We start from the raw sequence: 11915 nt of genomic DNA, 5'->3' as shown, positions 1-11915 counted from the left end.
GCCCAGGCCCGTGGCGTCGAGCAGTATGGTTACATATGCAACAACGGGTTGCGCACCTACGTGATCACCTTCGCGCAACGCATACCATCGCCGCCCTACAACTCAGAAAGGGGGAGGATATGCGAGAAAATTCTCTCGAATGTTTCCTTTATCACAGCCAGTTGGCCCCAGGGGCTGACACCACATGCATCGCGGGGATCATCAAGGCCGCACGCACCTTCAACTGGTCGGCCGGGATCACGGGCATGCTGGTTTTCGACGGTGAACGCTTCTTCCAGTATGTCGAAGGCCCGCCAGAGCAACTGGCCCTGCTGGTGGAGTCCATCTCGCGCGATGAACGTCACATCAACTTCACGCCCCTGTTTCCGCAGGCACGCCTTGATCAAAGGCGTTTTGCCAAGTGGTCCATGGCCTATGTGATTGTTGAAGACACGGAGCCGCTGGGCACCATCTCCGAACTCAAAGGCCCCGGCGCGCTGGACAAGCTGCAGGAGCTCTTACCGCTTCTGGACGCTCAGTAATGCCTTTGGCACCAAACACCTGCGCGCCGGGATATTGAAGATAGACCGGTCCATGGTCTGCGGCATCGATACCAATGACCGGGCACTGCCCGTATTGAAATCCATCATGACGCTTGTAGGCAAGCTCCTCGCCGCGCCGCTCGATTGGCTGACAGGCCTTTGCTTGCTTTTCCGATCTCCATGCGCTTGCGCAGCGCTCCTAATGAGGGCTTCAAATTTTGTTTTCCAGGAGTTCTCTATGACAGGTCACAAGACGCTGAAGATGGGTTTGATCGCTGCCGCACTGATAGCAGGTGCAGCCTCCACCAGCTGGGCCCAGCCCGTGGCGGGCACCACCACGCTGGGCGTGGCGGCCACTGAAGTCCAGGCCGTGGCCACGGGCTGGAGCCTGAAGAAGTCCGTGCTGGGCAAGAGCGTCTACAACGAGGAAGGCAAGGCCGTGGGCAAGATCGACGATGTGATCGTCGCACCCGACAAGGCCGTGTCGTACGCCATCATCGGCGCGGGCGGCTTCCTGGGCCTGGGCAAGCATGACGTGGCCATTCCCGTGAACCAGTTCCGCGTGGAAAACAACAAGATCACCCTGCCCGGCGCCACCAAGGACGCGCTGAAGGCGCTGCCCAAGTTCGAATACGCGAAGAAGTAAGCCAGGCGCGCCCTCTCGCCTCATTCACAAGCCCTGCACTGCAGGGCTTTTTCGTGGGCGCGTGGCTGGCAGCCAGGCAAGCGTCCAGAGTGGCCGTGGAAGGCAATATGATCGCGGCGGATCAGATTCATACAAAAAATCCACGAGCAAATGAAAATACTCTTCGCCGCGTCATTGGGAATATCGTTGGTCATTCAGGCATCGCCCTCATTTTCGGACAACAGCAATGGCAAGCAGCTCTATTCATCGAGATGCGCCATGTGCCACGGGCCAGACGCCAGGGGCACGGGCCCGCTGGCCAACAAGAGCAACCCTCCCACGCCCGACCTGACGACCGCCGCCTTCAGAAAAAGGCTGCATGATTATCCGGGCGTGATTGTCTCGTCCGTCATTCTTCGCCCGAATGGAGATTTGATTCCCCGCACCTTGCGGGAAAACGGCGTGAAAGTACCGCCCCATGCCTGGACGGTGAAGGATTTTCGTGACCTGAATGAGTATTTCAGCGGCCTGATCACGAAGAAATAAATTCAAATTGCGATTTCCTGCCTGCGCACATGCTCGCGCACGGCATCGACCAGGATGCGCGCAAGGCGGTCCACGGGCTCCGGGGCATCCAGCGCGGCGCGGCCCAGGATCAGGTCCATGGACGGCAGGGCCGGCAGGCCAAGGGCCTGTGCATCCAGCGGCCTGACGTGGGCGGGCAGGCCGAACGGCGTGCGCACGGACAGGCCCAGGCCGGCCGCCGTGGCGGCCCAGACGGCGGTCAGGCTGGCGCTGTTAAAGGCGTGGCGCCAGGCCAGGCCCTTTTTGTCCAGGGCGGCCGTCACGATGTCCCGCAGGGGGCAAGGCGCCTCAAGCATGGCCAGGGGCAGCGCCTCATCGCCCTGCACCCCGCCGTTGAGGCCGCGCGCCCAGCCGGCCTCGGCCGCATCCAGCGATGCCGGGCCAATCCACTGAAGCGGCAGCCGCATGATGTGCTCGCCATGCACGCAGGCATGGTTCATGCCCACATCCCAGAGCAGCGCCAGGTCGAACTGGCCCAGGGCCATGCGTTCGCGCAGTTCATCGCTGCGGGCCACGCTGGCCTCGATGCGCACGTGCGGGTGGGCACGTGCGAACTGCCCCAGCACATGGGGCAGCACGCTTTCGCCCAAGTCTTCCTGCAGGCCCAGGCTCACCAGGCCGCGCAGCTCGCTGCCGCGCACGGCCGCCACGGCGCGGTCGTTGAGCTCCAGCAGGCGCAGCGCGTAGCCGCGCAAGGTTTCCCCCGCCTCCGTCAGCACCAGCCCCCGGCCGGACTTGCGCAGCAAGGGCGTGCCGCACTGGGACTCCAGCTTTTTGAGCTGGGCACTGACGGCCGATGTGGAGCGGCCCAGCCGGTCCGCCGCCCGGGCAAAGCTGCCCAGTTCGACGCCGGTACAAAAGGTGCGCAGCACATCCAGGTCATAGAGAACGCGTGTCATTGCCAAGCCCCAATCGTGCTGAAAAAATGGATTGTAGATGCGAAATTATGTGATTTTCAGGATGATTGAGGCCCAACATACTGCCGCCCATGACCTCCTCTTCTCCTGCACCCAGCGCCGATCCGGGCCCCCTGCCCTTGCCCTCCCCGCCCCGCCACCGTTGGAAGGTGCTGGCGGCAGGCGTCATCGCCAATGCCGCGTTTTCCGTGGCTTTCAGCGGGATTCCCATGACGGCCATCCTCATGCGTTCGGGCTACCAGCTGGACACCCGGACGCTGGGCCTGGCGCTGGGGCTGATGGGCCTGGGCATTGCGCTCAGTGAATTGCCCTGGGGATTGCTGACGGACCGCTGGGGTGACCGGCCGGTGCTGCTGCTCGGCCTGTGCGGCACGGCCGTGGCCCTGGTGGCCATGGCGCTATGGGCTTCGCCATCGCCGGCCCATGTCCCGCCGTTTGGCTTGCTGGCTGGCGGCCTGGTGCTGGTGGGGCTGCTGGGCGGCAGCGTGAACGGTGCCAGCGGCCGGGCAGTCATGGGCTGGTTTGCCGAAGGCGAGCGCGGCCTGGCCATGAGCATCCGCCAGACCGCCGTGCCGCTGGGTGGCGCCATCGGCGCGCCCTTGCTGACCAGCCTGGCCACCCATGCAAGCTTTGCCGCCGTCTATGGCGTGCTGGCTGCGCTGTGCCTTGGGGCTGCCGCATTCGCCGCGCTGTGGATTCAGGAGCCGCCGCAGTCACCGCTTCGAAGCAAGGCCGCCGCGCCGGACCGCGCCGCAACCACCACGCCCGGCCCATTGCGCGATCTGCAGGCCTGGCGCATGGCCGCCGGCATCGGCATCCTGTGCGCCCCGCAGTTCGCCGTGCTGTCCTTCGGTACGGTATTCCTGCATGACTATGCCCAGTTGGGGCTGGGCGCGGCGGCGGCCCTCATGTCGGTCGTGCAACTGGTTTCCATGGCCTTGCGGATCTGGAGCGGCCGCTGGACCGACAGGCACCGGAACAGGCCTGCCTTTCTGCGCGCCTGCTGCCAGCTCACCCTGGTGCTGTTCGCAGGCCTTGCGGTCCTGAGCTGGTCCGGCCACCCGGCCGGTTCTGCTGCGATGGGTGTGGCTCTCATGGTGATGCTGGGCATCTGCGGCATCTGCGTGTCCGCCTGGCATGGCGTGGCCTACACGCAGCTGGCCGGGCTGGCCGGTGCAGCCCGCGCAGGCACGGCGCTGGGCATGGCCAATACCTCCGTGTTCGCGGTCTGCTTTCTGGTGCCCCTGGCCATACCGCATCTGCTGTCGGCCCAGGGCTGGGGGCTGGCCTGGGCCTGTGCGGCGGCCTGCGCGGGCTGGGCCATGCAGCTGTTTGCACGGACCGGTGCCATTGGCAATGCCAAGGCCGCGAAGACCCCCCAATTGCCCGAGAATGTCGGCTGTCTTCCCCCACCGACCTCCCCCCGATCATGACCATCGCCCACTGGCTTGTTTTCTGCGGCGTCTCGCTGTTGATGTGCTTCACCCCCGGCCCCGCCGTGTTGCTGGCCATCTCCAACTCGGTTGACGTGGGCGCAAGGCGAACGGCACTGAGTTCGCTGGGCAGCTCGGTCGGCATCTTTGTGGTGTCCGGGCTGGCGATGATCGGCATGGGGACCATCCTCGCCATGTCGGCCCATGCATTTCTGGCCATGAAGGTGGCGGGCGCCATGTACCTGATCTGGCTGGGCGTCAAGCGCTGGCGCAGCAAGGACGGCTTGCTGGGCAGCGATGCGGGCCTGGCCCCCACCCAGCGGCGCGAGCGCAGGAACTGGCAACTGGTGGCCCAGGGCATGGGCGTGTCGCTGACCAATCCCAAGGCCATCCTGTTCTTCTCGGCGCTGTTTCCCCAGTTTGTCGTCCCGGGCGAGCCGCTGCTCACGCAGTACCTGGTGCTGACCACCACCTTCGCGGTCTGCGCCCTGATCTCGCACGCCTGCTACGTGCTGCTCATCTCCCTGATCAAGGGCCACCTGGTGGCGCACGCCAAGCTGTTCAACCGCATCGTGGGCGGCACCTTCATCGCGCTGGGTGTGGGACTGCTCAGGACAAGGCACAAGCTGGGCTGAGTGCGTGCGCAGCCCTTGCTCGCACGGGCCGGCCCGCTGCTACTCACCCTCTTCGAAAAAAACAGCGGCGTAGTCCATTGCGCCGTGCAGGATGTGAAGAATGATGGTCCGCTCTTCTTGCTCGGCCACGCGGTAGAAGATCAGATAGTTGCCATGCACGCGCCGACGAATGCCGTGGCCTTCATACCGGGGTACCAGCGGAAAAGCGAATGGCCTGCGTGCCAGGGCTTCGCACTTGTCACGCAACTCCTGCACGAATGACAGTGCGCGGCGCGGATTGTCCTGAGCTATGTAGTCAGCGATGTGCTCCAGGTCGCATTCCGCATTGCCCGTGAATTCAACAATCATGCGGACTGGTTGTTCTTTTCGGCCTGTTCGGTCATTGCGCGGTATTTGGCTTCCAGTCTGTCGAACACAGCGCCAGCTGGCTTTGTGCGCCCCGCGTCCGCGTCAGCCAATCCGCGCCTGATGGACGCGTCGAGCGCAGTCAGCTTGGTTTCCCTGTCCTGCACCAGCCGAACCCCCTCACGCAATACTTCGCTCTTGGATCCGTACCGCCCGGTGTCGACAAGCTGCTGGACATAGCCTTCGAGTTGCTTGCCCAAATCTGCAGAAATCATGCTGCGCCCTCCTCGTGGGGTTGGAAACTGCAACAAAGCCTAGCGCATTTATCAACAGTTATCAAATCAATACATTGCTGCCGATGTGCCATACCAGCCCTGAAACGCTGCGTATGCAAGAGGATGAGGCGAATGCAAGCCCGTCCCCAGCGCCGGCCACGCCCGCGACGCCCACGAAGGGCGGGCGGCGCGGCCGCAGATGCCAGGCTCAGTTCGCCCGCGCATCCCTCACCACGAAATGCTCCACATGCGGTGCCTGCGCGAAGTACGGGCCGATGATGGCGCGCCACTGTGCGAAGGCGGGTGACTCGCGAAAGCCCACGGTGTGGTCTTCCAGGGTCTCCCAGTTCACCTGCAGCACGTAGCGGCCGGGCGTTTCCATGCAGGCAAGAATGCTGTGCCCACGGTATCCACCGGCCTTGGACAGCACGTCGGCCACGGCCTGGGTCAGGGCCTGACCGAATTCCTCGTGCCTGGCGGGATCGACCCTCAGTTCGGCAATTTCAACAATCATGGATATCTCCTGGAGAGGCGGCTCGATGTCGGCGCGCGAGGCAGCCGGGGTCATCGCTCCTGGTTGAGAGACTGGATGCGCGCAGGGCTGCGCGCATCCGGAGACTTGGAATATTGCAGAACTTGAGGATTCCTGCCCGGGGGATGCGCGCCCTGGCAGGCGCCTTACTGCCCGGGCTGCCCAGGGATCAGCAGCAGCTTGCCCACGCTCTGGCCCGATTCCATGCGCCGGTGTGCCTGCGCGGCCTCGGCCAGCGGGTAGGTGCTGTCGATCACCGGACGGATGGTGCCGGCCGCCAGCGCGGGCAGCCAGCGCTGGGCGAAGCGCTGGACCATGGCCTGCTTGACTTCGGGCGGGCGCGACTTCATCACCGTCCCGAAGATCCGCAGGTGCTTGTACAGCAGCACATCCATGGGCACGGCCGCCGCCAGCGCGCCGCCCAGCAGGCCCACGCAGACCATGCGCCCGCCCATGCCCAGCGAGCGCATATTGCGCTCCAGGTAGGGGGCGCCAATGAAATCGACCACCACGTCCACGCCCTTGCCTCCCGTCCTGTCGGCCACCACGGCCTGGAAGTCTTCGCTGCGGTAGTCGATGAACACGTCGGCGCCAAGGCCCGTGACGGCGTCCCGCTTGTCGCCGCTGGCCGTGGCAAACACGCGCGCGCCGGCCGCATGCGCCAGTTGCACGGCTGCCGAGCCCACGCCGCTGCCCGCCGCGTGGATCAGCACCGATTCGCCGGGCTGCAGGCTGGCCAGGTGGAACAGCGCCTCATGCGCTGTGACGAAGACTTCGGCCACCGCGCCGGCGTCGGTCAGCGACAGGCCCTCGGGCACATGCATGGCCATACGGTGGTCGATGCGCGACAGCTCGGCATAGGCGCCGCCGCCCACGATGCCCATGACGCGGTCGCCCACGGCAAAGCCCTGCACCTGCGCGCCCACCTCCACCACGGTGCCGGCGATCTCCAGGCCCATGAGGTCGGATTCGCCAAAGTGGGCTCGGCCATAGGCGCCCTTGCGGTGCGATACATCGGCACGGTTCACGCCAATCGCGGTGTTGCGCACCAGAAGGTCATGGGGCCGGACTTCGGGCCGGGCCACGTCGCGGGCCACGAGCACTTCGGGGCCGCCGAAGTCGTCGAAAACAATGGCTTGCATGCTTGTGCTGTCTTTCATTGCGCAATGGGTGTTCAAAAAAAGGGTTGAAGGTCCGATACCCAAAGCTTACGACTGCTCCAAGCCGCTCAAACGCAGCGATTTCGCTCTACAGTGCTGCAAATCTGCATCACCAAAACCGCCATGAACTGGGATGACACCCGCATCTTCCTCGCGCTGACGCGCACGCCCTCCCTGCGCGCCGCCGCGCGCAGCCTGGGCGTGGACCAGGCCACCGTGGGCCGGCGCCTGAACGCGCTGGAGGCCGAGCTGGGCAGCAAGCTGTTTTTGCGCGCCAGGGATGGCTACCTGCTCACCGCCGCTGGCGAGGCCGCGCTGGGCGCCGCGCGGCGCATGGAAGGCGCGGCGCTGGACCTGCGCACGCGCATCGAGGGGTTGGACGACAGCCCGGCCGGCCTGGTGCGCGTGACCAGCACCGATTCGATCGCCACCGAATTCCTGCTGCCCGCCATCGAGCGCCTGCAGCAGCGCTGGCCCGGCATCCGCGTGGATCTGGAGGTATCCACGCACATGCTGAACCTGGGCCGCCGCCAGGCCGATATCGCGTTTCGCAACGTTCGCCCCGAAGCACCCGAGCTGGTGGTGCGCCGCGTGGTCGCCTGGCCCGTGGGACTGTTTGCGAGCGCAGCCTATGTGGCGCGCTTTGGCCAGCCGTCGGCAGAGGACGAGTTGCGCGGCCACCACCTCGTGGTCTATGGCCCCTTCCTGGAACAGCGGCCCGTTCCCACCATGGTCGATGTGCCCGCGCGCCAGGCCCGGATCGCCATGGCCGCCAACTCCAGCCTGCTGGTGCGCAAGGCCGTGGCGGCCGGCATCGGCCTGGGCGAAATGCCCGTGAGCATGGGCGAGCGCGAAGGCCTGCTGCGCATCTGGCCCCAGCGCCAGCGCTCGGACGACTACGAGGTCTGGCAGGTCATGCACCCCGATCTGCAGCGCACGGCCCGGGTGCGCGTCACGGCCGAGTTCCTGGCCCAGGCGCTGGGCCAGACCATCAGCCCTGCTCCAGCAGCACCCGGATGAGGAGGTGCGGCTGCAGCGGCTTTTCCAGATAGTGGTCAAAGCCTGCCTGCAGCGCCTGGGTGCGGTCCTGCTCCCGGGCAAAGGCGCTGAGCGCGACGATCTTCACCTGTCGGGAGCCGCCAAAGTGCGCGGCCTCCGCTTCGCGCAGGGCCTTGACCAGCTGGAAGCCGTCCTTGCCCGGCAGCCCTATGTCGCTGACGATGAGGCTGGGCCACTGCGCATGCACCAGGGCCATGGCCTCGTCAAAGTTCTCGGCACTCCTGACGATGGCGCCCTGGTCGGTCAGGACCACCCTCAGCATTTCGCTGGTGTCCGCATTGTCTTCAACGATGACGATGTCCCTGCCCTTCAGGGTCTCGCCATTTTCAAGATGAGCGCTCAGGGGGTCGGCCTGCAAAGAGCTGCCGTCATGCAACGGAATCTCCACCAGCATGGTGACTCCGCGACCCACGCCTTCGCTGTGGGCTCGCACGGTGCCCCCATGCAGCTCCACCAGGTGCTTGACGATGGACAGCCCCAATCCCAGGCCGGAATGCCCACGGGTGGCGGGGGCGGAGGCCTGCGAGAAGCGCTCGAAGACATGGGGAAGAAACTCAGGCGCGATGCCCACGCCCTCGTCCGCCACGCTCATCAGCAGTTTCTCATCGTCGATTTCAAGACCGACCCGCACCACGCCACGCGCACTGGAGAACTTGATGGCGTTGGACACCAGGTTCCACAGGATTTGCTGGAATCGCGTGACATCGATCCACGCCATGATTTCATCGGACGGCGCCTCGAACTGCAGGGTGATGTTCTTGTCTGCTGCGCTGTCGCGCAAGGGCTCCAGGCTTTGCACGGCCAATGAGCAGACATTGACCTCCTCGCGGTGCAGATTGAGTTTTCCCGTCGTCAGGCGCGAGATATCCAGAATGTCCGCAATGATGCGGCTTTGTGCCTTCACGCCTTTCTCGATGGCATCTATGCCCTTCTTGAGCATGGCCTCGCTGAGGTTGGCGCGCTTGAGCAAATGCGTGCCCCCGTTGAGCAGGGACAGCGGCGTGCGCAGCTCATGCGAGAGCACGGCGACAAAATCATCCTTGGTGCGGCTGATGCGCTCTGCGGCCACGCGCGCCGCCTGCTCCTGCTCCAGCATCTGCTGGCGCTGCCTCTCGAACTCCAGGGACTCCGTCAGGTCCTGGGCCACGGCCAGGCGGATGCCGGGCTCGATGGGATCGGAGAACTTCCAGGAGATCAGGCGCTCCTGCCCGTCTGCCGGGAGGATGGGGAACTCGCCGCGCCAGGACTTTTCCGGGTCTTCGGCCAATTGCTGCGCAGCTTTTTCCCGAACGGCCTGCGGAACAAAGCCGGCCAGCGGCTTGCCCGCCAGGTCGTCAATGCCGCGCTGCAGCAGTGCCTGGGCCTGGGAGTTGGCATCGCTGATCAGGCCGCCGGCGCTGACCAGCATCATGGCCGCCGGCGCCTGGTCATAGATGGCGCGAAAGCGTGACTCGCTGCGGCGCAGCCCGTCTTCGGCCAGGCGTGCGCGGATCAGGGCATGCAGCGTGGCAATCAGCAGCTGCGGCTCCACGGGGTGCACCATGTAGGCGTCGGCCCCGGCGTTGAGGCCCGCCACCTGGTGGTTGCTTTTCACATACTCGGCCGACAGGTGCACCACGGGAATCAGGCTGGTATGCCGCGCACCGCGGATGGTGCGGCATACGTCAAAGCCCGAGATATCGGGCAAGTGCACATCCAGCACCACGGCTGCCACGCCGGTCTCCGACAGGGCAATCGCCTTTTCCCCGGTTTCCGCCTCGACCGTCTGGAATCCTGCCGCCCTGATGACCCGTGCCGTGGAATAGCGCGTGGCAGGATTGTCGTCAACGACAAGAATCGTGTGCAGGCTTCGGTCGAATGAGGGAAGAATCATTCCAGTCGTGTTCTTGGGCATGATGTTCCTGTTGTTTTTGATGGCATGAAGACCGGCTTGCCCGTATCAGGCCTTGAGATCCTTGGTATCGACCGGAAGATGCGCGGGAACGATCACGGAAAAAGTGGACCCTTCGCCCAGGGCGCTTTGCACTTCCACCCAGCCTCCCAGAAGCTGTGCCAGCTGCTTGGACAGGGCCAGGCCCAGGCCCGTGCCCCGCAGGCGCTTCTGGATGGGTGAATCGACCTGGGTGAAGTCATTGAAAATCGCGTCGTGGAATTCCGAGGCGATTCCTATGCCGGTATCCGCCACCGAGAATTTCACCAGCATGTCTCCCACCAGTTCTGCCGATACCTTGATCTCACCCTGCGGGGTGAATTTCAGCGCGTTGGAGATGAAGTTTCTGAGGATCTGCGAGAGCTTGCGGTTGTCGGTGTAGAAGCGCGGCAGATCGCCGGGCTCTTCGAACACCAGGCTCAACTCCACGTTGTCCGCCATGGCCTTGAACATGCCGCGCAAGGCGGCAAACAAATCCATCATCTCGAACCAGCCCGGCGAGATTTCCAGGCGGCCCGCCTCGATCTTGGCCAGGTCGAGCAGGTCGTTGACCATCTCGGAAAACTCGGCGGCGGTTTCCTGGATGAAGCCGACCTGCCGGGTCTGCTCGGTGGTGAGCGGTCCATCCACATGGTCCAACAGCAGGCGCGCGTTGCTGCGGATGGCGCCTATGGGCGTGCGGAACTCATGGCTCATGTAGGAAAGGAAATGGCTCTTGAGCTCGGTGGCCTTGCGCAGCTTCTCGGCCTGCGCATCCAGCTCGCCGTAGAGCGCGACCACGCCGCGATTGGTCTCGTCCAGCTCCTCGCGCAAGGACCTGACCTCGGCGCGGCACAGTTCCAGTTCAGCTTTGAGATCGTCTTCGTTCATTGCTCTTCCTCGGCCTTGAGGACGACCACGGTGGCGTCATCCCTGCTGCGGGTGTTGTGCCAGAGAAGGCAGGCGGCCAGCAGGCCGGCGTCCCTGCCCAGCAGGCCCGCATAGTCCTCATGCTTCCAGCGGGCAGACACGCCGTCGGAGTGCAGCACCAGAACGCCATGGTCAAGGCTGGAGCAGTCGGCCACCCTGGGCCGCGAGATCTGTACACCTGCCGTGCCGTGCTGGCTGCTCAGGGAAAGGCTGGCCACGCCATTGAAAAGCCTGCCACTGATGTTTCCCGCACCGCAGCTGTGCACGGCCTGTGCACCGAAGCGCACCGCCAACAGGGCCGCCCCGCGCGTGCCGCGCAGCGCTGCATGGGCCTGGGCCACGAACTCCCCCAGCGGCATGGCGGCATCGGCAGCGCCGCTCTCGTTCCCGCTCCCGCTCCCGTTCGCGTTCTGCGACGCGAAGACATCGACCGCCGCCCGGGCCGCCTCGCCCGCCAGCGGTCCATGGCCCAGGCCATCGACCACCAGCACTTCGGCCAGTCCCGCGCCCGACCTGAGCGCCCAGGCGTCGCCGCTGATGGTCTCGGGCGCAACGGCCAGGCAAACGGCGCCCATGCGCAGCGACAGCGCCGACGGCGCCCTGCGGCCTTGGCGCAGCCGCGCCAGGCTCACCGTGCCGGTGGCTGCGGAGACGACAAAGAAATCGTCGGCCAGCCTGGAGATGGCACCCAGGCCCGTGCCCGGCGAGCCCGAGCCGGTGCTCACCCCGTCCTGCATGGCAGTGGCGATGTCCTCGATGCCCGGGCCGCGATCGACGCAGATGATCTCAATGTCATGCAGGGGCGGCCGCGCGGCTATCCAGATCTCAGCGTCCCGGGCATGCCGCACCAGGTTGGTGGCCAACTCGGTCGCCACCAGCCCCGAGCGGCCCATGTCCTCCTCACCCCAACCCATGTCTGAGGCCAGTGCAACCACATGGCGCCTGACCTCACCCACACGGCTCGCATCGCCTATTGGAAATGAACGATG

The 11915-nt window shown here is 65.2% G+C and carries 14 protein-coding genes; 6 read left to right on the top strand and 8 right to left on the bottom strand.

All coding sequences use genetic code 11. From position 1 onward, the window contains the following. The first annotated feature begins 35 nt into the window (after positions 1 to 35). The 3 genes from ACFPFG_RS30855 to ACFPFG_RS30845 all read left to right on the top strand — a co-directional run bounded on the left by ACFPFG_RS30855 (position 36) and on the right by ACFPFG_RS30845 (position 1692). A complete protein-coding gene (locus ACFPFG_RS30855; RefSeq protein WP_332259037.1) occupies positions 36 to 521 on the top strand; it encodes a BLUF domain-containing protein in 486 nt (161 codons plus the stop codon). 238 nt (positions 522 to 759) lie between these two features. Beyond that, complete coding sequence (locus ACFPFG_RS30850) at positions 760 to 1167, top strand: PRC-barrel domain-containing protein (protein WP_183022083.1); 408 nt, start codon at positions 760 to 762, stop codon at positions 1165 to 1167. 150 nt (positions 1168 to 1317) lie between these two features. Then, positions 1318 to 1692: a c-type cytochrome gene (locus tag ACFPFG_RS30845; protein ID WP_380109692.1), complete on the top strand. Its 375-nt coding sequence runs from the start codon at positions 1318 to 1320 to the stop codon at positions 1690 to 1692. Between the two features lie 2 nt (positions 1693 to 1694). Here the strand turns inward: ACFPFG_RS30845 and ACFPFG_RS30840 are convergent, their stop codons facing one another. Next, positions 1695 to 2630: a LysR family transcriptional regulator gene (locus ACFPFG_RS30840; RefSeq protein ID WP_374617581.1), complete on the bottom strand. Its 936-nt coding sequence runs from the start codon at positions 2628 to 2630 to the stop codon at positions 1695 to 1697. A gap of 89 nt (positions 2631 to 2719) precedes the next feature. Here ACFPFG_RS30840 and ACFPFG_RS30835 point away from each other — a divergent pair, with 89 nt between their 5' ends. After that, positions 2720 to 4081: an MFS transporter gene (locus ACFPFG_RS30835; RefSeq protein ID WP_380109690.1), complete on the top strand. Its 1362-nt coding sequence runs from the start codon at positions 2720 to 2722 to the stop codon at positions 4079 to 4081. After that, a complete protein-coding gene (locus ACFPFG_RS30830; protein ID WP_012206205.1) occupies positions 4078 to 4716 on the top strand; it encodes a LysE family translocator in 639 nt (212 codons plus the stop codon). The genes ACFPFG_RS30835 and ACFPFG_RS30830 overlap by 4 nt, the downstream gene beginning before the upstream one ends. Before the next feature lie 39 nt (positions 4717 to 4755). Here the strand turns inward: ACFPFG_RS30830 and ACFPFG_RS30825 are convergent, their stop codons facing one another. From ACFPFG_RS30825 to ACFPFG_RS30810, 4 genes are all read right to left on the bottom strand, one after another. Next, on the bottom strand, positions 4756 to 5064 hold the full coding sequence (locus ACFPFG_RS30825; protein ID WP_380109688.1) for a type II toxin-antitoxin system RelE/ParE family toxin: 309 nt from the start codon (positions 5062 to 5064) through the stop codon (positions 4756 to 4758). Next, the gene (locus ACFPFG_RS30820) at positions 5061 to 5336 is read right to left on the bottom strand and encodes a type II toxin-antitoxin system ParD family antitoxin (protein WP_202759172.1); all 276 of its coding nucleotides are present in this window, start codon (positions 5334 to 5336) and stop codon (positions 5061 to 5063) included. The genes ACFPFG_RS30825 and ACFPFG_RS30820 overlap by 4 nt, the downstream gene beginning before the upstream one ends. 208 nt (positions 5337 to 5544) lie before the next feature. Beyond that, complete coding sequence (locus ACFPFG_RS30815) at positions 5545 to 5850, bottom strand: antibiotic biosynthesis monooxygenase family protein (protein ID WP_043821188.1); 306 nt, start codon at positions 5848 to 5850, stop codon at positions 5545 to 5547. A gap of 164 nt (positions 5851 to 6014) precedes the next feature. After that, positions 6015 to 7010 carry an NAD(P)H-quinone oxidoreductase gene (locus ACFPFG_RS30810; protein ID WP_197955955.1) on the bottom strand — a complete coding sequence of 332 codons (996 nt, stop codon included), beginning with the start codon at positions 7008 to 7010 and terminating at the stop codon, positions 6015 to 6017. Between the two features lie 141 nt (positions 7011 to 7151). Here ACFPFG_RS30810 and ACFPFG_RS30805 point away from each other — a divergent pair, with 141 nt between their 5' ends. Then, positions 7152 to 8048 (top strand): LysR family transcriptional regulator, encoded by an 897-nt coding sequence (locus ACFPFG_RS30805; RefSeq protein ID WP_034398816.1) that lies wholly within the window; start codon positions 7152 to 7154, stop codon positions 8046 to 8048. On the opposite strand, the gene ACFPFG_RS30800 is transcribed toward ACFPFG_RS30805, so the two are convergent. Genes ACFPFG_RS30800 through ACFPFG_RS30790 form a run of 3 tightly spaced genes read right to left on the bottom strand, consistent with a single transcriptional unit; the run spans position 8020 to position 11882 of the window. After that, positions 8020 to 9981, bottom strand: coding sequence for a hybrid sensor histidine kinase/response regulator (locus ACFPFG_RS30800; protein ID WP_312372413.1), 1962 nt, complete (start codon positions 9979 to 9981; stop codon positions 8020 to 8022). The two genes, ACFPFG_RS30805 and ACFPFG_RS30800, sit on opposite strands and share 29 nt — an antisense overlap. 45 nt (positions 9982 to 10026) lie before the next feature. Beyond that, positions 10027 to 10887, bottom strand: coding sequence for a sensor histidine kinase (locus ACFPFG_RS30795; protein WP_183022089.1), 861 nt, complete (start codon positions 10885 to 10887; stop codon positions 10027 to 10029). After that, positions 10884 to 11882 carry an ATP-binding protein gene (locus ACFPFG_RS30790; RefSeq protein WP_380109682.1) on the bottom strand — a complete coding sequence of 333 codons (999 nt, stop codon included), beginning with the start codon at positions 11880 to 11882 and terminating at the stop codon, positions 10884 to 10886. Before ACFPFG_RS30790 ends, ACFPFG_RS30795 begins: the two co-directional genes overlap by 4 nt. Positions 11883 to 11915: the final 33 nt, after the last annotated feature.

It is taken from the genome of Delftia deserti (assembly GCF_042653485.1).
GTDB classification, from domain to species: domain Bacteria; phylum Pseudomonadota; class Gammaproteobacteria; order Burkholderiales; family Burkholderiaceae_C; genus Comamonas; species Comamonas acidovorans.
Note: the sequence above shows the minus strand (reverse complement) of the source record. Positions and strands in the feature narration are given on the sequence as shown.